Origin of the sequence: Pseudoxanthomonas sacheonensis (genome assembly GCF_031455975.1) — a bacterium.
GTDB classification, from domain to species: domain Bacteria; phylum Pseudomonadota; class Gammaproteobacteria; order Xanthomonadales; family Xanthomonadaceae; genus Pseudoxanthomonas_A; species Pseudoxanthomonas_A sacheonensis_A.
Window position 1 is genome coordinate 1396809 of record NZ_JAVDTT010000001.1, and the last position, 21863, is coordinate 1418671.

19 protein-coding genes are annotated in these 21863 nt (G+C 63.6%); 7 read left to right on the top strand and 12 right to left on the bottom strand.

The window, feature by feature from the left end:
* Positions 1-162: 162 nt before the first annotated feature.
* Positions 163-2001, top strand: a complete 1839-nt coding sequence (locus tag J2W94_RS06260; RefSeq protein WP_310091169.1) for an extracellular catalytic domain type 1 short-chain-length polyhydroxyalkanoate depolymerase — start codon at positions 163-165, stop codon at positions 1999-2001.
* A 59-nt stretch (positions 2002-2060) separates the two neighbouring features.
* Here the strand turns inward: J2W94_RS06260 and J2W94_RS06265 are convergent, their stop codons facing one another.
* Complete coding sequence (locus J2W94_RS06265) at positions 2061-2327, bottom strand: DksA/TraR family C4-type zinc finger protein (protein WP_310091170.1); 267 nt, start codon at positions 2325-2327, stop codon at positions 2061-2063.
* 231 nt (positions 2328-2558) lie between these two features.
* Between J2W94_RS06265 and J2W94_RS06270 the strand changes: the two genes are divergently transcribed.
* Positions 2559-3635: a tetratricopeptide repeat protein gene (locus tag J2W94_RS06270; RefSeq protein WP_310091174.1), complete on the top strand. Its 1077-nt coding sequence runs from the start codon at positions 2559-2561 to the stop codon at positions 3633-3635.
* On the opposite strand, the gene J2W94_RS06275 is transcribed toward J2W94_RS06270, so the two are convergent.
* Positions 3630-4232: a 2'-5' RNA ligase family protein gene (locus J2W94_RS06275; RefSeq protein WP_310091176.1), complete on the bottom strand. Its 603-nt coding sequence runs from the start codon at positions 4230-4232 to the stop codon at positions 3630-3632. The genes J2W94_RS06270 and J2W94_RS06275 overlap by 6 nt on opposite strands.
* 238 nt (positions 4233-4470) lie before the next feature.
* Between J2W94_RS06275 and J2W94_RS06280 the strand changes: the two genes are divergently transcribed.
* Complete coding sequence (locus J2W94_RS06280) at positions 4471-4713, top strand: DUF2789 domain-containing protein (protein ID WP_310091178.1); 243 nt, start codon at positions 4471-4473, stop codon at positions 4711-4713.
* A gap of 62 nt (positions 4714-4775) precedes the next feature.
* Here J2W94_RS06280 and J2W94_RS06285 read toward each other — a convergent pair whose 3' ends face one another.
* Positions 4776-5708 (bottom strand): AraC family transcriptional regulator, encoded by a 933-nt coding sequence (locus J2W94_RS06285; protein ID WP_310091180.1) that lies wholly within the window; start codon positions 5706-5708, stop codon positions 4776-4778.
* A gap of 265 nt (positions 5709-5973) precedes the next feature.
* Here J2W94_RS06285 and J2W94_RS06290 point away from each other — a divergent pair, with 265 nt between their 5' ends.
* Positions 5974-9171 (top strand): efflux RND transporter permease subunit, encoded by a 3198-nt coding sequence (locus tag J2W94_RS06290; RefSeq protein WP_310091182.1) that lies wholly within the window; start codon positions 5974-5976, stop codon positions 9169-9171.
* Positions 9168-10292 (top strand): efflux RND transporter periplasmic adaptor subunit, encoded by a 1125-nt coding sequence (locus J2W94_RS06295; RefSeq protein WP_310091184.1) that lies wholly within the window; start codon positions 9168-9170, stop codon positions 10290-10292. The genes J2W94_RS06290 and J2W94_RS06295 overlap by 4 nt, the downstream gene beginning before the upstream one ends.
* A gap of 80 nt (positions 10293-10372) precedes the next feature.
* Here the strand turns inward: J2W94_RS06295 and J2W94_RS06300 are convergent, their stop codons facing one another.
* The 6 genes from J2W94_RS06300 to J2W94_RS06325 form a co-directional block, all read right to left on the bottom strand.
* Positions 10373-11008, bottom strand: a complete 636-nt coding sequence (locus tag J2W94_RS06300) for an HD domain-containing phosphohydrolase (RefSeq protein WP_345784450.1) — start codon at positions 11006-11008, stop codon at positions 10373-10375.
* A 28-nt stretch (positions 11009-11036) separates the two neighbouring features.
* Positions 11037-11531: a nuclear transport factor 2 family protein gene (locus J2W94_RS06305; protein WP_310091188.1), complete on the bottom strand. Its 495-nt coding sequence runs from the start codon at positions 11529-11531 to the stop codon at positions 11037-11039.
* 71 nt (positions 11532-11602) lie between these two features.
* On the bottom strand, positions 11603-12121 hold the full coding sequence (locus J2W94_RS06310; protein ID WP_310091189.1) for a Dps family protein: 519 nt from the start codon (positions 12119-12121) through the stop codon (positions 11603-11605).
* A gap of 173 nt (positions 12122-12294) precedes the next feature.
* The gene (locus J2W94_RS06315; protein ID WP_310091191.1) at positions 12295-12900 is read right to left on the bottom strand and encodes an isochorismatase family protein; all 606 of its coding nucleotides are present in this window, start codon (positions 12898-12900) and stop codon (positions 12295-12297) included.
* 50 nt (positions 12901-12950) lie between these two features.
* Positions 12951-13775 (bottom strand): pirin family protein, encoded by an 825-nt coding sequence (locus J2W94_RS06320; protein WP_310091193.1) that lies wholly within the window; start codon positions 13773-13775, stop codon positions 12951-12953.
* An 11-nt stretch (positions 13776-13786) separates the two neighbouring features.
* The gene (locus J2W94_RS06325) at positions 13787-14857 is read right to left on the bottom strand and encodes an alkene reductase (protein ID WP_310091196.1); all 1071 of its coding nucleotides are present in this window, start codon (positions 14855-14857) and stop codon (positions 13787-13789) included.
* A 120-nt stretch (positions 14858-14977) separates the two neighbouring features.
* Between J2W94_RS06325 and J2W94_RS06330 the strand changes: the two genes are divergently transcribed.
* Positions 14978-15844 carry a LysR family transcriptional regulator gene (locus J2W94_RS06330; protein ID WP_310091198.1) on the top strand — a complete coding sequence of 289 codons (867 nt, stop codon included), beginning with the start codon at positions 14978-14980 and terminating at the stop codon, positions 15842-15844.
* A gap of 183 nt (positions 15845-16027) precedes the next feature.
* Here J2W94_RS06330 and J2W94_RS06335 read toward each other — a convergent pair whose 3' ends face one another.
* From J2W94_RS06335 to J2W94_RS06345, 3 genes are all read right to left on the bottom strand, one after another.
* Complete coding sequence (locus J2W94_RS06335; RefSeq protein WP_310091200.1) at positions 16028-17029, bottom strand: NADP-dependent oxidoreductase; 1002 nt, start codon at positions 17027-17029, stop codon at positions 16028-16030.
* A complete protein-coding gene (locus J2W94_RS06340) occupies positions 17026-17892 on the bottom strand; it encodes an oxidoreductase (RefSeq protein WP_310091203.1) in 867 nt (288 codons plus the stop codon). The genes J2W94_RS06335 and J2W94_RS06340 overlap by 4 nt, the downstream gene beginning before the upstream one ends.
* 135 nt (positions 17893-18027) lie before the next feature.
* Positions 18028-18609 (bottom strand): TetR/AcrR family transcriptional regulator, encoded by a 582-nt coding sequence (locus J2W94_RS06345; protein WP_310091205.1) that lies wholly within the window; start codon positions 18607-18609, stop codon positions 18028-18030.
* A gap of 360 nt (positions 18610-18969) precedes the next feature.
* Between J2W94_RS06345 and J2W94_RS06350 the strand changes: the two genes are divergently transcribed.
* Positions 18970-21849: an EAL domain-containing protein gene (locus tag J2W94_RS06350; protein WP_310091207.1), complete on the top strand. Its 2880-nt coding sequence runs from the start codon at positions 18970-18972 to the stop codon at positions 21847-21849.
* Positions 21850-21863: the final 14 nt, after the last annotated feature.

Below are 21863 nucleotides of genomic sequence, written 5' to 3' on the forward strand. Positions count from 1 at the left end.
AAGTGCCGGGCGTTTTTCATTGCCTGCGCGAACACCGGCCTGGACTGACGCGCCGCGCATAGGCGCAGCCATGCTGCAGCGCAGCTTGCCCCTTTGGACGATGGCGACGCCTCCGGCTGCGTGCGCTACTGCGGTTTGCCCGCCGTCCAAGGAGTCGAACACATGTCCGTCCTGCCCGACTGCATTCCATTGTCTTCTCGTCCCGGCCCGCGTATTCGCAGGCTGCGCTGGCAAGCCGCGGCTTTCCTGGCGATGGCGGGACTGCTATGCCTGCCCGCCTTCGCCCAGACCGAGGTCACCGGCTTCGGCAGCAATCCCGGCAACCTGCGCATGTTCAAATACGTACCGCCCGGCCTGCCGGCCAACGCGCCGCTGGTGGTGGCCATGCACGGCTGTTCGCAGAGCGCCGCCAGCTACGACGCGGAAACCGGCTGGCAAATGCTGGCGCAGCGCTGGCAGTTCGCTCTGTTGCTGCCGCAGCAACAGAGCGCCAACAATTCCAGCACCTGCTTCAACTGGTTCGAGGCGAGCGATACCGCGCGCGGATCCGGCGAGGCGCTGTCGATCAAGCAGATGGTCGACCGCATGCAGGTCGATCACGGCGGCGACCCGGCGCGCGTCTATGTCACCGGGCTTTCGGCCGGCGGTGCGATGGTCTCGGTGATGATGGCCACGTATCCCGAAGTCTTCGCCGGCGGCGCCATTGTCGCCGGCCTGCCCTATCGTTGCGCCACCAGCCAGTCGGCCGCTTTCAGCTGCATGAATCCCGGCACCGACCTCACCCCGGCGCAATGGGGCGACAAAGTACGCGCGGCCAGCAGCCACACCGGTGCCTGGCCCATCGTCTCGATCTGGCACGGCGACGCCGACTATGTGGTGCGTCCGGCCAACCTCACCGAAAGCATGCAGCAGTGGACCAATGTGCACGGCATCGATCAGACCGCGGACGTCAGCGACACCGTAGGCGGCTTTCCGCACAAGGTCTACAAAGACGCAGGCGGTACGCCGCGGGTGGAGACCTACACCATCACCGGCATGGGTCATGGGACGCCGGTCGATCCGGGCACCGGCGAAACCCAGTGCGGCACGGCGGGTGCCTATATCCTCGACGTGAACCTGTGCTCCAGCTACTACATCGGCCATTTCTGGAGTCTGGACAACCTGGACGGCAACGCGCCCACCGTCAGCCTTACCGCGCCTGCGAACGGAGCCAACCTCAGCGGAACGGTCACGGTCAGCGCAGCGGCCAGCGACGACATCGGCGTGGACCGCGTGGAATTCCTGCTGGACGGCACTTTGCTGGACAGCGATCCCAGCGCGCCGTACTCGATCAGTTGGAACTCGGACACCGCCAGCACCGGCAACCACGCGCTGCAGGCGCGCGCATTCGACCTGGCGGACAACGTGGGCACCTCGGCCTCGGTCACGGTGAACGTACTGGAAGGTTCCGGTGGCGGCACGCCGCTGCTGGTGGAATTCTCCAACGAGGACGCGAACGACGGTTACGTGAAGGCCAATGCGGACGGCAGCGCACCGGCAGTAGGCACGCTGGAAGCCTATTCCGGCCTGGCTCTGGGGCGCGGCACCGACGGCAAGTTCAACCGCAGCGTGCTGTCGTTCGATACTTCGTCGTTGCCGGACGGCGCCACTCTAGTGTCGGCCACGGTCACCGTGGCGTACCGCAGCGCGTCGGGCAATCCATGGGGCAATCCCGCCGGCAATACCTTGGTCGTGGACGTGAACAACGGCTGTTTCGGCGCATGCGTGATCGAGACTGGCGACTATGCAGCGGCTGCGAGCGCGAGCGCGGTGGCGCAACTGCTGAGCTTCAGCGGCGGCAGCCAGACCAGCAACGCATTCGCCAGCGCCGGCCTGTCCGCGATCAACCGTGGCGGCCGTACCCAGTTGCGCCTGCGCTTCAGCGGCAATCCCACTTCCACCAACTATTTGTGGATAGACAAGGGCGCGACCGCGAAGCTGCGCGTGGAGTACCTGCCGTAACGGGTTGCTTGTCGATCGCGGCGCGATGATGGGAACGAAAACGTCCGGCGTTCGAACGCTCAGCGCAGCTGGCTATCCTTGCTGCCGCGGCGGTTGTAGCCGCTGTGCCCGCCGTCTTCCTCGTCGCGCGCCTCCTGGCAAGGAACGCACAAGCGCACACCAGGCACGGCCTTGCGCCGGGGCTCTGGTATGGGCGCGTCGCACTCTTCGCAGTGGGTGAGGCTCGGCCCCTGCGGCAACTGGCTGCGGGCTCGCTTGATGCCGTCTTTCACGGTAGCGTCGATCTGGTCCTGCACGGCGCCGTCGCCTGCCCAGCCGGTAGCCATGGTGGCCTCCTGTTGAGGTACGTGTGGGGGGCGAGGATAACCCCGCCGGAATGAACGATAGGGTGACGGCGATTGTCGATTTCACCTGCCCTGCCTCGTCCTACTAGTACAACCCGCGGACACCAGGTTCTCCGGCGTCCGCAGGCTGACCGACTGCGCACAGGCATCGCACGGACGAGGGTCTAGACTCGTCGCGAACGGCATGGGCCGCTTGCCATGGGAGGGTCCGCAATGATCGGTTGGGCGCTTGCGGCGGCTATGGCGCTGTCCCCAGCTGCGAGCGGCGACGCTCCGCCCGACCCCGCGCAGATAATGGCGGTGCCGCCCGATCTTCACGCGCTGGTGCTGAAGCAGGTCAACGCTCCAGGCCGCAGTCAATCGCAACGGTTGCGGCGGCTGATCGACCTGATGTCGATCAGTCCGGAAGGACTGCGCCTGGAGTACCACGACGACGCCACCCAGACCGTGGAACAGGCCTATCTCAACCGGCGGGTCAATTGTCTCACCTACACGTTGGTGTTCCTGGCGCTGGCGCGCGAGGCGGGGTTGGATGCGTACCCGCAGGAGATCGACGAAACGCTGTCCTGGCAGCAGCGCGGGGATATCGTCTATCGCAGCAACCACGTCAACGCCGCGGTGCGGCTCGGCGCGCAGCGCTACGTGGTGGACGTGGGCAGCAGCTTCGTGATCGGACGCCATCCGGCGCATATCATCAGCGAACAGCGCCTGCTAGCCCAGTACTACAACAATCGCGCCGCGCAACTTATGTTCCAGGACGATCTGCCCACGGCGCTGGCCCATGCCGACATCGCCATCGAACTGGACCCCACTTATCCGAACACCTGGAGCAACACCGGCGTGTTGCGTTTGCACAGTGGCGACCTGGCCGGCGCCGAACACGCCTATGCCACCGCGCTGTCGCTGGATCCCGAGCATTCCAGCGCCCTGTTCAATCTGGTGGCCTTGTACAAGCGCAATGGCGACCAAAAACGCGAAGCGCAGTTTCAGCGCCGGCTGGACAAGGTGCAATCGAGGGATCCTTTCCACCAGTTCCTGCTCGCTGTGCAATTCGAGCGGCAGGGCAGCTACGACCAGGCCATCAAACGTTACCAGCACGCAATCCGCCTGTATGGCGACGAACACCGGTTCTACCTCGGGCTGGCCCGCGCTTACACAGCGATGGGGAATTCGCGGCGCGCCCGCCGCGCTCTACAGCAGGCCTTGGCGCTGGTCGCGGGTAAGGACGAAACGGCACACGCGCAATATCGAACGATGCTGGAAGGCCTGCGTGCGACCGATCCGTTATGACGCGCGCAGCGGCCAGCTGCTGATCACGTCGTATTCGCCCTGCCAGCTGCGTACCAGCGCGAAATCGCGCGCCTGCCAGCGGATCGGTTCGATGGCGTGCGGGGTCAGCACACGCGTGTCGTAGAGCACGGTGACATGCGGGGTGAATTCCCGTTTCAGATAACGCCCGAATCCGGCCGCCATCAGGCGGTTGCTGAGCTCGCGCCACAAACCGTGGATCGGCGGCCGCTCTTCCGCACACAGCAATACGCAGGGATGCTTGTCGTTGCGTGTGGAGAAGCTCGAGGCGCGGGCCAGGGTCACTTCGAACGGCGCATGCCGGACCCGGGCGGCCGCCGTCGTCGCCGCGTCTACGATGTCGGCACGGTCGATCAGGTGCTCGCCCAGGTAGTGCAGAGTGGCGTGCAACCGGTTGGGCCGGATAGCAGGGCCGGCCAGAGAGTGCTCGACGCGCAGGGCGTCGGTTTCGGCAGCGATGGCTTCGCGGGCCGCGGGCTCAGGAAATACGCAGAAGAATAGGCTGCCGGTATCAGACCTCGTTTCCATGCCCGCAAGCGAGTCCTGCAGGGGAATGGGCGAGCCTCTGCGCACGCTCATGTGCGTTGCCCGCCGTCGCATAGCGCCAACAGCGGCGCGTCGTCGGCCTTACGATGCCTTGTCTTCATTTTCGAGCCCACTATTCCGCGAGGGCGACAAGCTAACGCATGCGCGGCGGTCAGGCAAAGCGTCGCTTTCAGTTACACATGAAATGACGGACGTCCGCGTGGCGTGGCCTAGCAGCGGCTTAACCTGCGCATCGTTAGGCTGGCGCTATCGCAACTTCGAGTAGCGCCTTATGGAACTGACCGTCCACCCCTTCTCCGAACTGTTCGCCCAGTTGGGGCTGGCCAACGACAACGCCAGTATCCAGCGCTTCCTCGCTACCCATTCGCCAATGCCCGACGGCATGCGCCTGGAGGACGCGCCGTTCTGGTCGCCCGCGCAGTCGCAACTGCTGCGCGAGGAGCGCCAGGACGATGCCGACTGGGCGATGGTGGTGGACCGGTTGAACGTGGCGCTGCATGCCGTGCCGGGCTGACAGCGGCCGGCCGCTTCCCCTTAAAAAAAACGCCGGTGGGACGACCCGGCACGCCCGGGGGGTCAGTTTTCGAACGTCGCCTTCGCCAATCCGATTTCCGAGCGCGGCGGAGCGCCGAACAGACGTTTGTATTCGCGGCTGAACTGAGATGGGCTTTCGTAGCCCACACGATGCGCGGCGGCGATGGCTTCCAATCCATTGGCCATCATCAGCCGGCGCGCTTCGTGCAGGCGCAGTTGTTTCTGGAACTGTAGCGGCGACATGGCGGTTACGGCTTTGAATTGATGATGCAGCGACGAGGTGCTCATGTGCACGCTCTGGGCCAGATCGTCGATGCTCAGGGGTTGCAGATAGCTTTGGCGCAGTATCGCCACGGCCTTGGCGATGCGGCTGGAACGGCTGTCGTTGACCGCCAGCGCGCGCAGGCGATGGCCCAGGTCGCCGCCAAGCACGCGGTAGAAAATTTCCCGCAACGCCATGGGTGCAAGCACCGGCAGGTCCTGCGGGGTGTCCAGCAGCCGCATCAAGCGCAGCACCGCATCCATCAGCGGCGCGTTGACACGAGCGGCATACAGGCCCAGATCGACGCCGTTGTCTGCGTGCGGTTGGCCGGCATCGATCAGCAATTCGGCAATCTCGTCCGGGTCGATGTCCAGACGCAGGCTCAAGTAGGGTTTTTCGGGGGTGGCCTCGATGACTTGGCCGATCATCGGCAAAGTCACCGACACCACCAGATAATTGAGCGGGTCGTAGCGATAGGTTTCCCCGGCAAGAGTCGCGACTTTGCTGCCCTGGGCGACAAGGGCCAGCCGCGGCTCGTAGACCGTAGGCGTGCATTCCGTCGGCGAGCTGATCCGGATCAGCATCAGTTGCCGCACGGGGGTAAGGTGCACTCCGTCGCCAGGCGTAAATCGGGCAATTCGCTCGACCAGCTCGGCCTGCGCCGCGCAGCCGGACGTGTGGGCGATGGATTCGGTAGAAGTGCTGGAATTCATGGTTTCCGACGTGCAATTACGAGCGGTGGATTATCCAGCCCGACTGGATGACATAGTGCACTAATCCCGTGAAATTGCAGGAATAGGCAAGTTTCCGGCAGTAATGTGCTTAACACTCTTGGGTGTTGGGGGCTAACTTGCTCCTGCCCTCCCCCGGCACATCGCATGACCCTCCAGACGCTCCTGCCTGCAGCCGGAGTGTCTTGAGCGTTTCGCGCCGATCCGCGTGTAGGGCATCCCCCACGAAGCCTGCGGAAAAATCAAGATGTGGATTGTTCAATACGCCTTGAACCGGCGCTATACGATCGGCGTGCTGGCGATCCTGATCCTGCTGTTCGGCGTATTGGCAGCGCGGCGCATGCCGACCGACATTCTGCCCGAAGTCGGCATTCCTTCGGTCAACCTGGTCTGGACCTACAGCGGGCTGCCGGCGGCTGACATGGCGGCGAAGCTTACTTCGTTCTCGGAAGCGGCGATCCTCAATACTGTGGACGACCTCAAGGAAGTCCGTTCGGAGTCCATCAGCGGCGCCAGTATCGTCCGTATCGATTTCCAGCCGAATGTCAGCCTGGACCGTGCGCTGGTGCAGATCACCGCCGTATCGCAAGCGATCCTGCGGCGCATGCCGCCCGGCACTTCGCCGCCGTTGGTGATCCGCAACAATGTCTCCAGTACACCGGTGTTGCAATTGGTGCTGTCGTCGGACTCGCTGACCGAGGCCCAGCTCTACGACTACGCGCGCTTGCAGCTGCGCTCGCAGATACAGACCATCCCCGGCATCCGCATGACCCTACCCTACGGCGGCGCCGCACGGCAGATCATGGTCGACCTAGACCCGGCCGCATTGCAGACCTACGGCCTGACGCCCGCCGACGTGACCGGTGCGCTGGAAAGGGGCAGCCCCACATTGCCGTCCGGTTCGATACGCGAAGGTGCGCGCGAGATGCAGATCTCGCTCAACGTCAGCCCCGCGACCGCCGCCGAATTCCTGGACATTCCCGTGGTCTCGCGCAATGGCGTGGTGATCTACGTGCGCGACGTCGCCTCGGTGCGCGACGGCGGCGCGTTGCAGACCAATGTGGCGCGCATGGACGGCTCCAGCGCGGTGTCGGTGGCGTTGATCAAGCTGGGCGGCTCTTCTGCGGTGGAGATCGTGCGCCAGGTACGCGCGCGCTTGCCGGAAATCGAAGCCTCCGCCCCACCCGGCACGCGCATCCAGGCGATCTTCGACCAGTCGGTATTCGTCGACAACGCGATCGGCTCGATCCGCCATGAAGGCATCCTGGTCGGATTGCTGGTCGCGCTAGTGGTGTTGATGTTCATCGGCTCGTGGCGCTCGAGCCTGATCGTGCTGTCGGCCATTCCGCTGGCGTTGCTGGCTTCGGTGGCGATGCTGAGCGTGCTGGGCTACACCTTCAATGTGATGACCCTGGGCGGACTGGCGCTGGCGATCGGCATCCTGGTCGACAACGCGGTGGTCGACGTGGAGAACACCAATCGCAACATCGCACTGGGCAAGGATGTACCCACCGCGATCCTGGACAGCGCGCGCGAAGTGGTATTCCCGGAATTCGTTTCCACCGTGGCCATCTGCATCGTGCTGACTCCCATTCTGCTGATGACCGGATTATCGGCCTGGGTGTTCACGCCGCTCGCGCTGGCGGTGATCTTCGCCATGATCGCTTCGTTCCTGTTGTCGCGCACCCTGATCCCCGTGCTTTGCTACCTGCTGCTTCCCGCCGACATCCAAAGCCGCAAGAACCCGCGCTGGAAGCCCGAACGCCTATTGCTAGCGGTCAATCACCGCGTAGAGGCCGTGCTGGACAGGCTGCGCGATCGCCACCATGCATTGCTGTTACGACTTGGCCACCACGGCGGCGTGCTCGCCTTGGCGGCGCTGCTGCTGTTCGGCGCGGGCGTCGTATCCGCGCTTTCGCTGGGGCGCGAATATTTCCCGCAGGTCGATGCGGGACAGCTACGCATGCAGATCCGGTTGCCCAGCGGCACGCGCCTGGAGGAATCCGCAGCCAAGCTGACCGAGATCCAGCGTGAGATCCGCAAGATCATTCCCCCAGCCGAGCTGCAGACGGTCTACGAACAGATCGGCGTTCCCGATGCGGTCAACCTGTCGCTGGTGGACAGCGCGGTGGTCGGTTCCTTCGAAGCCGAGATTTTCCTGCAGCTGCGCGCACCGCATGCCTCCAGCCACGACTATCTGGTGAAAATCCGCCAACGCATCGCCGAACGTTTCCCCGAGGCGAAGCTGTTCGAGCGTCCGCCCGATGCGACCAGCCGAACCCTCGCCGGCTCGGCCGCCGCGGCCTTCGAGGTGCGCATCATTGGCCGCGACAACGCCGGAAATTTAACCTTGGCGCGCGAAGTCGAACAGCGTCTGCACAAAGTGCCTGGCGCGGTCGATATCGCCTTGCGCCAGGTGCTCGATCTGCCCGAGTACCAGGTAAGCATAGACCGCACCCGCGCCGCGCAGCTGGGGCTGGACCCGCAACAGGCGGCGCGTGCGGTGCTGGCGATCCTGGGTTCGGCAGGTACGGTGTCGCCGGTGTACTGGACCGACACCGTCAACGCCATCGCCTACACCGTGCAGGTGCAGGCGCCGCCGGCCAACATGACCAGCATCGACGAATTGCTCAACGCCCCGCTGCGCATCGGCAATGATGGACAAGCCGTGTTGTTGCGGAACATCGCCACGGTGACGCCGCGCAGGGTGCCTGCCAGCGTCGCGCGCACGACGCTGGCGCCCACGATCAGCGTGCTGGCCAATGTGCAAGGCACCGATCTGGGATCGGTATACGACAAGTTGACGCGCATCACCGGTGAGCTGCAAGGCAAGTTGAAGCCGGGCAACCGCATCGAGATCGTCGGCCAGGCCGGTGAAATGCAGAGCGCCTATGGCGAACTCGCTGCGGGTCTGGCGATGTCGGCGGCTTTGGTTTTCCTGGTGCTGGTGATCAATTTCCAGTCCTGGATACAACCTCTGGTGGCGATGTCCGGCCTGCCGATCGCCATCGCCGGCGCGGCGGTGGGCCTGTTCGTCACCGGTACGCCGCTGAGCGTACCGGCATTGATGGGGGTGATGATGGTGATCGGCGTATCCACGGCCAACAGCGTGCTGGTCACCAGCTTTGTGCGCGGTTTGATCGCCGAGGGCCACGATCCGGAACTGGCCGCCTACGAATCCGCCGCGGTGCGTCTGCGTCCGGTGCTGATGACGGCCAGCGCCATGGTGCTGGGCATCGTACCCATGGCGATCGGCCTGGGCGACGGCGGCGAACAGAATGCGCCGTTGGGCCGCGCCGTGATCGGCGGTCTGTTGTTCGGCACGCCCGCCACGCTGATTCTCGTTCCGTCCATCCTCGCCGTCCTGGGCCGACGCATCAAACGCTCTTCCGCGCAACAAGCCCACACCGCGGTCATCGGCACCGAAACAGGAGTAGCTCCGTGAACACCTTCTCTCAAGCGAACCTCGTGCGCGCTTCTCTGCTCGCAGCCGTTCTCGTGGCGTTGACCGCCTGCAGCCGCGGCGATGCCGAGCCGAACGCGACCGCCGCCGTGCCGGAAGTGCTGACCATCCAGGCCAAGGCCGCGGACAGCGCCTACGACCTCAGCCTGCCCGCGCGCGCGCAAGCCGGCGAATCGGCGCAGATCTTCGCGCGCGCCACCGGCTTCATCAGCGAACGCCGCGTCGAATTGGGCGACAAGGTCGCCGCCGGTCAGGTGCTCGCGGTTGTTTCCGCGCCGGAAGCCGACCAGGCCGTGCGCGAGGCGCAGGCGCAGCTCGCCCAGGCCAAGGCGGACCAGGACCTGGCCAGGGTCAATTTCGACCGGGCCAACACGCTGGTCAGCTCTGGTGCGATCTCGAAAGAACTGTATAGCGATCGCAAGGCCAACAACGACGTCGCCGTCGCGGCGCGGGCCGCAGCAGAAGCGCGGCTCTCGTCTGCGCGAGAGCGCCAGGCGTTCCAGACGATCCGTGCGCCATTCTCGGGCGTGGTCGTCGCACGCAATGTCGAACGCGGCGATCGCGTCGTGGGCGATTCGGCCGCTGCGGCGGCGCCGCTGTTCGAAATCAACGTCCTGGATCCGCTGCGGGTCGTGGTCGACGTGCCGCAGCATGTGGCGTTGCAGATCCAGCCCGGCGTCGAGGCTGAAGTCAGTTTCCCGGAACTGCCCGGCGAAACCTTCAAGGCCCAGGTGGCGCGCAGTGCGCGCGCGCTCTCCCGAGACTCGGGCGTGATGCGCACGGAACTGCGTCTTCCCAATCCCGACAGCCGTATCCCTGCAGGCATGGTGGGCACGGTGCGCATGCATCTGACCCGACCGGCGCCAGCGGTCATCCTGCCGATTTCGACGGTGATTCAACGCGCCACGGGGGCGCAAGTAGCTACCCTGCGCCAGGACTCCACATTGGAATACCGGGACGTAATCGTGGGCCGCAATCTCGGCAATGAGATCGAAGTGCTCTCGGGGATTTCCTCCGGCGACACAGTGATCCTGGCGCCGAACGCGCTGCTGGGCGCGGGCGACAAGGTTCGCGCCAAACCGAGCGCGGCGTCGAAGTCGTGACCGATCGCGACTCTGGCTCCCCCCGCTGACAGCGAGTTGGATGCACTGCGCGGCCTACAGCCGGGAACGGACAGCTGCGTCTACAGCAAGCCCAATTGCGTAGCTTTCAGCGTGGCCGCCGCTCGGGTTGAGCATTCCAGCTTGCGGAACACGCTCTCGATGTGGGTGCGCACGGTACTTGGGCTGATGGACAGTTTCTGCGCGGCCACCTTGTTGCTCGCGCCATGGCTTATCCAACGTAATACGTCCCGCTCGCGCTCGGTAAGCAGACTGGCCAGCGGCGCGGGCGGCAGCTTGGTTTTGATCGATCGACTTTTGTTCAATAGGGCACGGGCGACGTCGACATCGTAGCGTCCTGCAGCGGCTTCAGCCATAAGCAGTGACTCTGCGGCGTCGTCGGCGAATGCATCGCGCCAGGGCCGCTGGACGCATAGCGAGGCCAACGCCGTGGCGGCCGCAAGGATGCGTCCTTCGATCGGAATGCCGCCCGCCTTGGTCTCGCGGTAGTAACCGGATCCGTCCGGCCGTTCATAGGCATACGACGCTACTTCGGCTTCGCCCGCGAGCGAACCGATTTGTCGTCCGGCGCGTCCCGTCCAGTAGGGAACCAGCCGTACGCGTTCCCACGCCGATACCGAAAGCTTTCCGGGCGTGTCCCAGATCATGTTGGGCACCGAAGCCCGCCCCATCCCGTGGATGAGCGCGGCGCGGTACACCTTCTAAAAATAATATCTTCGCCCCATGTCATGCCCCTGCCTCCTTCTTTGAGGCAGGGGCGAATACATCACCCGAAAAAGCAGACGTGTCGAGATAGCGGTACTCATATTTTCGACTCTTGAACCTCCAGCCATTGGGGGTTCGCACGAGCTCATCCCGATAGATCGCAAGGTTTTCGTAATAGTCGTGCTCGCCCTTTCCACGCTCGCGCTCCGTGAACCGAGCCGTGGCACTGTCGCTGCCAGTGAAGTTGATGACGCCGGAATGCGTGAGCTGGATGAATAAGGTCTTGGGTTCGAGCAAGCTGAGCCACAGCTTTGTGATCGCGTCGACTCCGTCAGCTCTAACCGATGTAGGCGGGCCGATCTCCCAGACCGCATCGTCGGTCCAGAGTTGGCGGAACGCGTCGACATCGCGCTCGTTGACGGCGTCGGTGAACCGTGCGGCGAGATTGCGTATGGCGAGTTCGTCCTCAACCATCCCGAGACGTCGCTCAAGATCCAGAAGCTGAGCCGGGTCCATCGTTTCCTCCGTAATGCGGTGCAGTGTGAGGCTTCGCGTCGCGAAACCACGCCGTTTTAGACCGACCTCTCTCAGGCGCGTCGACTGGTTTCAAAAAGGAACCACACCCTGTTCTCGGCCTCGTCGATCCAGTTCTCCAGCACACTTGCGGTTGCTACGTCGCCGTGCTCGTCGCACAGCGCATGAGTAGCGCGCATATAGGCAGCTAACTGAAGGTTGTCCTCGCGCAACTCGGCCAACATGTCGTCGGGGGTGGCATAGTCGGCATCGTTATCGAGCAAGCGCTGTAGCCGCTTGGCATGCCCGAGGGAACGCAAGGTAGTGCCGCCGAGCTTGCGCACGCGTTCGGCGATGGGATCCACCGTCGCATAGATCTGATCAGCCTGCTCGTCTAGCAGCAGATGGTAGTCGCGGAAGTACGGTCCGGACATGTGCCAATGGAAATTCTTGGTCTTCAGATACAGCGCCAAGATGTCGGCGAGCAACGCATTGAGCTCGCCTGAGATGTCGCGAACGGCATCCGTACCCAGGGGCGAAGGGGTGTTTATGGCCTTCGTTCTGCGCTTCTTGATATCGCTTTCGCTGCTCATCACAGTTGCACTCCAAGGGATTATAGATTTGAGAGTTTCAGCTCTTGGCGAAACCTCGGGGATACCGCCAGCTTCCGCATAGTTCATCGGCGGAGCCGGCGGCACTGTTTTTCTCGCGACTAGCCGGCATCCATAGGTATTTCTTGCACGACACAGTCGTCTTCAGGCCTGGCTCAAACGATGCCGGCGCCAAGGGCTGGAAAGACATCGCTGAACAACAAACCGATCAGCTGTTGCCCGGCGGGCGTGGACCAGTCCTGCGCGATTTCTGCCATCAGCGTGTTGGTGGCGGTGAGCACAACGCCCGCATCGTGCATGCGCTGACGGGAAAACTCTTCGGAAAGATCGCTGGGCGATCCCGAGGCATCCATCACGGCTTGTACGGCAAAGCCTTCGAGCGCAGCATCGATTGACGGGAAGATCAGACACACGTCGGTGGTCACACCCGCCATGATCAGGTTCTTGCGCCCCGTGGCGAGCACGGCGTTGCGGAAGTCGGGATAGGCCCAGGCATTGACCACGCCGGGGCGCCTGATCCGTGCTGCATGTTCTTTGGGTAGGATCTCGGCAATTTCCGGGAGAATCGGACCTTGGGCGTGGTCTTCCTGGCTGGACGTGATCACGGTCGGGATACCTAGTATTTTCGCCATCTTCGCCAGGGCAATCGACTGCTTCGCAGCGAGCTCTCGGTCTATATTCTTGATCAGTTGCATCGTGCCGACCTGGTGGTCGATCAGTAGCAAGACGGTGTTGTCGGCAGTGAATCGTTCGGATTTCATCATGTATCTCCTGAGTCGATGGGACGCGTGTCCCGGTAGGTGGCGACGGGTTACAGCCGTCCGAATCCGCCAAGCTGGTAAGCGGCGGTTGCAGCGAGTAAGTTCTCCTGGCTCACAAAAGCCATGGGGCCGTTCGAAAACACGGGTTGGCGCAACGGTTCCCCGATGAATACAGCGACTTTGGTTCCGCCAGCCTTGGCGACGAGCTTGTACGTCGCCGCTTCGGTCGTAGCGGGAAGTATCGGGACGCTGAGATCGTCGAGGCCGAAGCTCACGCCATCGATCTCCGCGCCGCCGAAGATAGGCATGACCAAGGCGCGCTGCCCTGCGGCCAACGGCAGTTCCAGCTCAGAGTCCGCCTCCAGCGAGATGTCCAGCAAGGTGACTTCGGTCGGCGGCGTCAGCGGGGACTGCACGCCGCCGAAGTTGCCAAACGGAACGCGAACCCGTACGCCGGGGCGCTCAATCACGGGCACTTCTTGCGGGTCAAGACTCAGCGCAAACGGAGTCGCGTTCTGCCGTTCCCGAGGAAGGTTGACGAAGATTTGCAGTAGGTGCGCGGTGCTATCCGTCACCGTAGGATTCTCTTCGTGGATCACACCACGCCCGGCGGCGGTCCAATGCAGACCGCCCGGTTGGATCAGCATGCGGTTGCCCTGCGAATCGCGGTTAGCGATGCCCGTTTCCGAATCGAGGAACAGATAAGTCACCGCGGAGAAGCCTGCATGCGGATGCGGCGGGAACGTGGGAGCGCTCATCCAGGCGTGATCGATTCCCAGGAAAGGATCGATCAACGCGGGATCGGAGCTATCCAGCCGATAGGCTCGAAAATGGCTTCCCCGGTTGGCACGCTGCATTCGGGCGATGGTGGTCATGACCGTCGGCCTCAGGCGGCTTCGGCTACAGCCAGCGCCGGATAATCGATGTATCCCTGGGCGGTAGGCGGCGCGAAGAACGTGCTGCGGTCGGGCGCGTTGAGTGCGGCGCCCTGGCGGAAACGCTCAGGCAGGTCGGGGTTGGCGAGGAAGGCGCTGCCAAACACCGTAGCGTCGGCCCTGCCCTCCACCAGCGCCCCTTGGGCGCTGTCCTGGGTCAGACCGCTGCCGATCAGATACGCGCCGTCGAAGCGCGGGCGCAACAGCGCGTGGTAGTCGACCTTCGTGCCAAACAGAGCGACATGCAGATAAGCCAGACCCAATCCGCGCAGCTTGTCGACGAGATAGGTGTAGGTTTCCTGGGGCGCAGCATCGGTGATGCTGTTGTAGTTCATCTCCGGCGAAATCTTGATGCCGACGCGGTCGGCCCCGGCCTCCGCCACCATCGCGGCCAGCACTTCCAACATGAAGCGGGCACGGCCTTCGACCGAACCGCCATAGGGGTCTTGCCGCTGGTTGCTGCCCGACGAGAGAAACTGTTCGGGCAAGTAGCCAGAAGCCCCATGCAATTCCACGCCATCGAAGCCAGCTTCAATGGCACGACGCGTCGCCTGGCGATAGTCGTCGATGACGCCGGCAATCTCGGCCAGGCTCAACTCGCGGGGGGTGACGAAGTCGACCTGGCCCGCGGGGGTCCAGGCCTGGCCCTCGGGTTTGATGGCCGATGGCGCTACGGGCGTTGCGCCATCGAGCAGTGACGGATGCGAGACCCGGCCGCAATGCATCAACTGCATGAAAATGCGGCCCCCACTGGCATGCACGGCCTCGGCCACCTTCTTCCAGGCCGCAACCTGGGCCTTGGTTTCGATGCCGGGCGTATGCACATAACCCTTGCCCAGGGCGGACGGGAACACGCCTTCGGAGATGATCAGACCGGCGCTGGCTCGCTGGGCGTAGTAGGTGATGGTCAGGTCGCCGGGAACGCCGTCGCCGTCGGCGCGCGAACGGGTCATCGGGGCCATAACCAGGCGGTTAGGCAAGGTGTAGCGCCCGATACGGACGGGGGTGAACAGTTGGCTCATGCCGCTCTCCTGGGTGAATGCTAGGAAGCATGGTCCTCCGGTCCACACGCGGGATAAAGATGGCAGAATTGAAATAATTGATCCACCAGTGGAGCAATCGATATGGAGCTACTGAACGACATGGCCTTGTTCGTCGAGGTCGTCAAAGCCATGAGCTTTCGCCGTGCTGCCGAGGCGATCGGCATGCCTAACTCGTCCCTGTCCCGACGGATCACCGCCCTGGAAAAAGCGATCGGGCTGCGGCTCTTGCACCGCACCACGCGCAAGATCGAGCTGACCGAGGCTGGACAGCTCTATTACGAGCGCAGCAAACGCATCGTCGAGGAAGCGAGGCTCGCGCATGAGCAACTCGGCGAAATGTTGGCGCAACCGAGCGGCGTATTGCGTGCGTCGCTACCGGTGGATTTCGCCAATATCTTCCTGGCGCCGTTGATCGCAGAATTCGCCCAGCGCTACCCTGGCATCAGCTTCGAATTCGACCTCACGCCACGACGGGTCGATCTGGTGACCGAGCCTTTCGATGTCGCCATCCGTATGGGAGAGCCGCCGAGCTCGAACCTGATCGCGCGCCAGCTCGGCCGTCTACCGCAAAGCCTTTACGCGTCGCCACGTTATCTCGAACTTTCCGGCGAACCGAGCCAGCCACACGATCTGGCCCAACACGAGTGTTTGCGCTTCTACGCTGCGAAGGCCAACACGTGGACGTTGCGTCGCGAAACCGAGGCGGTAGAAGTCGAGGTCGGCGGCCGCTTCCGGCTCAACAGCATCGGCATGATCCAGCGTCTTGCCAAACAGGATCTCGGCATCGCTGTCCTGGCCGATGAGATTGCCGCCGAGGACTTGGCCAACGGGCGTCTGCGCCGCGTGCTGCCGCAGTGGAACGCCACCACGGTTTCTGTCTATGCCATCACCGAGACGCGCCTACTGCCCGCGAAGACACAACGCTTCATCGAATTCCTACGCGATCGCTTGGGACAGAGATCATGAAGACTATCGTCGACATTATTTAGCAACGCCGAGCGACTTAGCGTAAACGCGAATCGCCTCCGATATAGTCGCATGAGTAACCTGCGGACGATCGAGATTCCGCTGCTCTGCATAGTCATTTGCCGACGCAGCGGCGCTATCAGTTTTCCAATCGTCGTGCCCGGAGTCGCGATAGATGGCGACTCACTTGATCTTGACGACGACCTTTCCCTTCGCGCGGCCTGCTTCGACATAGGCCAGAGCCTCGTTACTGGACTCGAAGGGAAAGACCCGATCAATCACGGGCTTGATGGCTCCGGCCTCGACGAGGCGGGTGATCTCGCGCAACTGGTTGCCGTTGGCCCGCATGAAGAGGAACGAATACTTCAGGTTACGACGGGCGGCCTTTTTCCGGACCCCGGAACTCAGCAGACGGACGATGAGGCGCACGAACCACGGCGCCCGGATTCCTTTGGCGAACGCGGGATCGGGAGGTCCGGAAATCGAAATAAGCATTCCGCCGGGTTTGAGAACGCGTAGGGACTTCTCCAGCGCCGCCGCATCCTGGCTGTGCAGAACCACATCGTAGTCCTGCAGCGCTTTCTCGAAATCGTCTTTCTTGTAGTCGATAACGATGTCTGCCCCGAGGCCCTTCACCAGGTCGCGGTTGGCGCTGCTTGTGGTGGTGGCTACCGTTGCTCCCAGATGTTTGGCCAACTGAATGGCGAACGTTCCGACGCCGCCGGACCCCGCCTGAATGAAGATCTTCTGCCCCGTCTTCAGACCGCATCTTTCGACCAAGGCCTGCCAGACCGTCAAGCCGACCAGAGGGATCGACGCCGCTTCTTCCATGGTGATGTTCTTGGGTTTGGGCGCGACATCGTTTTCATTCACGGCAATGAACTCCGCAAACGTGCCGATGCGGCGGTCGGGTGGGCGCGAATAGACTTCGTCTCCCACTTTGAATTGCCGAACTCGCGACCCTACTCGGGTCACGACCCCAGCCACGTCATGACCCAGCACCAGCGGCATACGGTAAGGCAGGATCTGTTTGAACTCGCCGCTTTTTATTTTAGAGTCCAGCACGTTCAGGCCTGCAGCGTGAACCTCGATCAGCACGTCGTCGTCCCGAAGCTCAGGCGCTGGCGTTTCGCCGAACCGCATCGGATCCTTCTTGTCGTACCGATCAATGATGAATGCCTTCATGATGTTTTCTCAGAGGTTTGCTGGAGCTTGTGCGTGTCGGCATTGTGCCTGCTACCGAGTCCCAAGCTCTTTCTGACCCCGTCGTCCACCAGGGCGGCCGGCGCAAACCTGCGCAGCAATCGCAAGCGCCCGGCGAGCTTGCCGGCCGTATATCGGAGTTTGGGGTGCACGGCGCTAGCTGCCTTCAGCACGACATCGGCCACCACTGTCGGATCGTCGGCAGTCGCCATCACCTCCTTTAGCACTTTGTCCAGGAGCGCGCGATCTTCGCGATACTCATCGAGCTTCGAGTCGGGAGCCATAAAGTTCGCGTCGAACTGCGTTTTCGTATAGGCCGGCTCGATCACCGAAACCCGGATGCCCCGTGTGCGCAACTCGTGATCCAGCGACTCCGAATAACCTTCGACCGCATGCTTGGTGGCGGCATAGAGAGCCCCGTAGGGCATCGGAAGGAAACCAAGCACCGAGCCGATGTTGAGGATGCGGCCGTTTCCCTGGCGTCGCATGTGCGGCACGACGGCACGGGTCACGCGGATAAGCCCGAAGAAGTTGGTCTCGAAAATCGCCCTGGCCTGCTCGATCGAACTCTCTTCCGCACCGCCGGGCGCGACGCCGAAGCCGGCGTTGTTCACGAGCAGATCGATGCGGCCTTCCAACCGGATCAGCTGGCTGACCGCGGCTTCGACAGATTCGTCGCTGGTCACGTCGAGCGACAACATCTGGAACGATCGCTGGCCCTCCTGTGCGCCGCGTCTGCTGGTGCCATAGACCTTGTAACCGGCCTTAGCAAGCCGCTGCGCGGTGGCTTGGCCGATACCGGAAGAAGCCCCCGTGACGAGGGCGATGGATGTATTGGTTTTCATATGAGTGCCTTCAGTGGATGGGGACGAACGCGGATACGGTGGCGATCGTCGGGGCGGAGCGGAGACGCATTCGTGTATTTTTTATGATGATCATCATATTAAAGATCAAACGCATAGACGGGTTCCAATTCGGGATCAGCCCAAGGTCGGGGCGAGCTGTTTCAGCGCCGCTTCGCGCAGCGCATCGGAAAGTTTGGGCTCGTCGACGGCACGCGCCAGCACCAGTGCGCCCACCATCGTCGCGACGGTGAAAAGCGCGCGCTCGTGTGCGCCCGGCTGCCCCCAGTCGGGCGACTGGCGAGCGACGAGGTCGATCATCTCCTTGATCCGACGCGTGGCGGCGCGCCTGACCTCGGGCGCCTGGCGTGGCATCTCAGACCCAAGCGCGGCGGTAGCGCAGCCGGTCTCAATCGCTTCCAGATGCTCCTTCGAGAGATAGGCCCGCATCATGGCCGGAAGCACCTGCTGCGGCGGCACGCTGGCGGCGATGCGCTCCATCATCTCCACGGCTTCGCCGCCGGCACGGTCGGCGGCCTCGGCGAGCATCGCTTCGCGCGAGGGGAAATGGGCGTAGAAGCCGCCGTGCGTCAGGCCGGCGGCCTTCATGATGTCGGCGACGCCGGTGCCGTTGTAGCCGCTGCGCCGGATGGCGCGCGCCGCAGCGTCGACGATGCGATCGTGGGTAGCTTCCTTGGATCTGGCAGCGGTTCTCTTCATATGACGATCATCATACGGTATTTCGGCACGCCGCGCAAGTGGTTTTTCTGCGGTCGGATTGCGCTGCCAGAGGGCGCCTTCCGCAGGCGCTGATGCCCGCGTTACGCGCCAATCCACCGTAGCGCCCTACCCCAGCCCGCGCTGACGAGGCCGCCTGTCCGCACTCTTTAGCCTGAACCCCTGCGACGAAGGCGATTACCGTCACGGTATGCGAGGCCGGCTCCCCGTACGCTGGATGAAATATGTCCTACCCCTGCCCGCCATGAAATCCAGCGCTGTTCCTCCCCCTATCGGCGACGACAACAGCGACAGCTCCATCAAGCGACAAGGAGGCGTGCGATGACCAGGCTAAGGTCGGGTATGGCGGAAGCCGCGGATGCGGCCGCCGCGTCCGCGCGAACCGAGGAACAGGCCAGCCGACTGCTGCAGGCTTCGACACCCGCCGAGGTCGCAGACGTGCTGTTGCGAATCGATCGCCAGGCTACCGTGCTGTGGTCGACGCACTGGCCGCGCGATATCACCTACCACCCGGCCGTACCCGACGACGCCATCCTGGCCGAGGCGGCCGATGCGGTGCTCAAGGCGCGGGCTGACGGCTTGCTGCCGGCCCACCTGCGCGTTCTCCACGACGACGGCGACCAGATGGTGGCGGTGCTGCATTGCCCGGCCGGTTGTCCCGACCGGCTGGAGCCGGCCGCACGCCGGCTCGGCGAAGTGCTGACGCTGCTGGGCATGCAGCAAAGCGTGGAGCTGCTGGAACAGGCGGAAATGCTGCAACGCTCGCTGTATGCGATCGCCGACATGGCCGGCTCCGACCTGGACATGCCGGACATGCTGCGTGGCCTGCACCGCATCGTTTCCGACCTGATGTACGCGGAGAATTTCTACATCGCCCTGTACGACAGCGGTCGCGACAGTCTGCGCTTCCTGTATTTCGCCGATGTGGTCGACACCCAGGAACTCGACCCCGACGAGGAAATTCCGCTGACGCAGATCGAACGCGGCCTGACCTGGTACCTGGTTCGCGACCGCAAGCCGTTGATGGGTTCGGCCGAGCAGCTGAGCACCCAGGTCTCCGGCCCGTTGCGCCTGCATGGCGCCGACAGCAACGACTGGCTCGGGGTGCCGATGATGCGCGAAGGGCGCGTGCGCGGGGCGCTGGTCGTGCAGAGCTACCTGGAGGGAACGCAATACACCACGGCGGAAATGAGCCTGCTGGCGTTCGTCGCCGAGCACGTCCTCACCGCGTTGGAGCGCAAGACCTCGCAGGCGGAGCTGGAACGCCGGGTCGAGGAACGCACGCGGCAGCTGGCCGAAACCAATTTCGAACTCCGGCGCGAGGTGATCGAACGCGAACGCGGCGAACGCCTGCAGGCGGCCCTGTACCAGATCGCCGCGCTCACCAATGCCGAAGACACCAGCACCCATTTCTACCAGCACGTGCACGCGATCGTCGGCGAGCTCATCAATGCCAGGAACTTCTATATCGCGCTGGCCTCCGAGGACGGCAACACCGTGTCGTTCCCTTATGCGGAAGACCAGCAGGAGAACGATTGGAGCGCTCGCTCGCACCGGCGCGGGCTGACCGAGTACGTCCTGCGCACCGGCAAACCGCAACTGGTCGACGTCGCCCGCGTGCAGGCCCTGATCGAGGCCGGCGAAATCGAACCCGGGATGACGGCCAAACCCACGCTCATGTGGCTGGGCGCCCCCTTGCTTGGAGCGGAGGGCCCGATAGGCGTGGTCGCCGTGCAGAGTTACGACGCCGAGGTGAATTTCGACGAACGCGACGCGGAACTGCTGACCTTCGTGTCCTACCAGCTGGCCAACAGCATCCAGCGCCGCATGGCCGCCGATGCCTTGAAGGAAGCCAACGCCTCGCTGGAACAGCGGGTGGAGAAACGGACCGGCGAGTTGCGCGAACAGATCGCCGTGCGCGAACAGGTCGAGGCGCAATTGCAGCATCAGGTCATGCACGACGCGCTGACCGGATTGCCGAACCGCGTCTACATGCGGGACCGTCTCGAACGCGGCATCGCCCGCCTGCGCCGCGATCCGAACCAGCGGCTGGGGCTGCTGTATATCGACGTCGACCGCTTCAAGGTGGTCAACGACAGCCTGGGACACCTTGCCGGCGACGAAGTGCTCGTGGAAGTCGCCCGGCGCCTGGCGGGGTGCGTGCGCGAGCCGGACATGGTCGCGCGCCTGGCCGGCGACGAATTCGCGATTCTGATCGAGCAGGTGCAACTGCCGGAAACGGCGTCCAAGATCGCGCAACGCGTGCTGCAGTCGATGCGGTCGACGATGACCGCGGGCGATCGGGAACTACAGGTTTCCATCAGCGTTGGCATTGCGATCATCGACGACAGCTACGACTCCGCCGACCGCATCCTGCACGATGCCGACCTCGCCCTGTACCGGGCCAAGGCGGCGGGGCGCAATCGCTTCGTGCTGTTCGACGACGCCATGCAGCATCCCGCAATGGGGGTGCTAGACCTGGAGCAGGCGCTGCGCGATGCCTTGCTCAACGACGAGTTCATGCCCTACTTCCAACCGTTGGTGCGCCTGGCCGATGACGTCGTGGTCGGTTACGAAGCGCTGCTGCGTTGGCGGCATCCGCAACGCGGGGTGCTGGCGCCCGGCGAGTTCCTGCAGGTGGCCGAGGACAGCGGGCTGATCGAAGCCATCGACTGGCGCATGTTCCGCTTGGCCTTGGAATGCAGCCGCGAGCTGGTCCGCGATGGCGCCTACATCACTCTCAATGTCTCGCCGCGCCTGTTCCAACAGGGAGACTTCGACCGGCAATTGCTCGACCTGACCCTGGACATCGGATTCGATCCCAAGTACTTGCGGCTGGAAGTGACCGAAGGCACTTTGCTCGGGGACCCCGAAGCCATGGTGGCGGTGCTGAAGCGGTTGCGCGAAGCCAACATCGAAGCGGCGCTGGACGATTTCGGCACCGGCTACTCCTCGCTCGGGCATGTGCATCGCTTCCCGCTGAAGATGATCAAGATCGACCGCAGTTTCATCGCTCCGTTCGCAGACGGCGTCTCTCCGCGCAGTTCGGCGGTGATCGGGGCGATCCTGGCCCTGGGCCACGCGCTGGGCGTCGAGATCGTGGCCGAGGGCATAGAGACCCAGCACCAGCGCGAGGTGTTGACGGCGATGGGATGCGACTACGGCCAGGGCTATCTGTTCGGGCGGCCGCAGCCGGTGCTCCATTGGCTGGGCGAGCCATGACATGACGGTCCGGA

What these genes read in the sequence shown, in the direction of transcription:
- J2W94_RS06260 (WP_310091169.1), top strand. Translation starts at nt 163, where the DNA reads ATGTCCGTCCTGCCCGACTGCATTCCATTGTCTTCTCGTCCCGGCCCG.
- J2W94_RS06265 (WP_310091170.1), bottom strand. Translation starts at nt 2,327, where the DNA reads ATGGCTACCGGCTGGGCAGGCGACGGCGCCGTGCAGGACCAGATCGAC.
- J2W94_RS06270 (WP_310091174.1), top strand. Translation starts at nt 2,559, where the DNA reads ATGATCGGTTGGGCGCTTGCGGCGGCTATGGCGCTGTCCCCAGCTGCG.
- J2W94_RS06275 (WP_310091176.1), bottom strand. Translation starts at nt 4,232, where the DNA reads ATGAGCGTGCGCAGAGGCTCGCCCATTCCCCTGCAGGACTCGCTTGCG.
- J2W94_RS06280 (WP_310091178.1), top strand. Translation starts at nt 4,471, where the DNA reads ATGGAACTGACCGTCCACCCCTTCTCCGAACTGTTCGCCCAGTTGGGG.
- J2W94_RS06285 (WP_310091180.1), bottom strand. Translation starts at nt 5,708, where the DNA reads ATGAATTCCAGCACTTCTACCGAATCCATCGCCCACACGTCCGGCTGC.
- J2W94_RS06290 (WP_310091182.1), top strand. Translation starts at nt 5,974, where the DNA reads ATGTGGATTGTTCAATACGCCTTGAACCGGCGCTATACGATCGGCGTG.
- J2W94_RS06305 (WP_310091188.1), bottom strand. Translation starts at nt 11,531, where the DNA reads ATGGACCCGGCTCAGCTTCTGGATCTTGAGCGACGTCTCGGGATGGTT.
- J2W94_RS06310 (WP_310091189.1), bottom strand. Translation starts at nt 12,121, where the DNA reads ATGAGCAGCGAAAGCGATATCAAGAAGCGCAGAACGAAGGCCATAAAC.
- J2W94_RS06315 (WP_310091191.1), bottom strand. Translation starts at nt 12,900, where the DNA reads ATGAAATCCGAACGATTCACTGCCGACAACACCGTCTTGCTACTGATC.
- J2W94_RS06320 (WP_310091193.1), bottom strand. Translation starts at nt 13,775, where the DNA reads ATGACCACCATCGCCCGAATGCAGCGTGCCAACCGGGGAAGCCATTTT.
- J2W94_RS06325 (WP_310091196.1), bottom strand. Translation starts at nt 14,857, where the DNA reads ATGAGCCAACTGTTCACCCCCGTCCGTATCGGGCGCTACACCTTGCCT.
- J2W94_RS06330 (WP_310091198.1), top strand. Translation starts at nt 14,978, where the DNA reads ATGGCCTTGTTCGTCGAGGTCGTCAAAGCCATGAGCTTTCGCCGTGCT.
- J2W94_RS06335 (WP_310091200.1), bottom strand. Translation starts at nt 17,029, where the DNA reads ATGAAGGCATTCATCATTGATCGGTACGACAAGAAGGATCCGATGCGG.
- J2W94_RS06340 (WP_310091203.1), bottom strand. Translation starts at nt 17,892, where the DNA reads ATGAAAACCAATACATCCATCGCCCTCGTCACGGGGGCTTCTTCCGGT.
- J2W94_RS06345 (WP_310091205.1), bottom strand. Translation starts at nt 18,609, where the DNA reads ATGAAGAGAACCGCTGCCAGATCCAAGGAAGCTACCCACGATCGCATC.
- J2W94_RS06350 (WP_310091207.1), top strand. Translation starts at nt 18,970, where the DNA reads ATGGCGGAAGCCGCGGATGCGGCCGCCGCGTCCGCGCGAACCGAGGAA.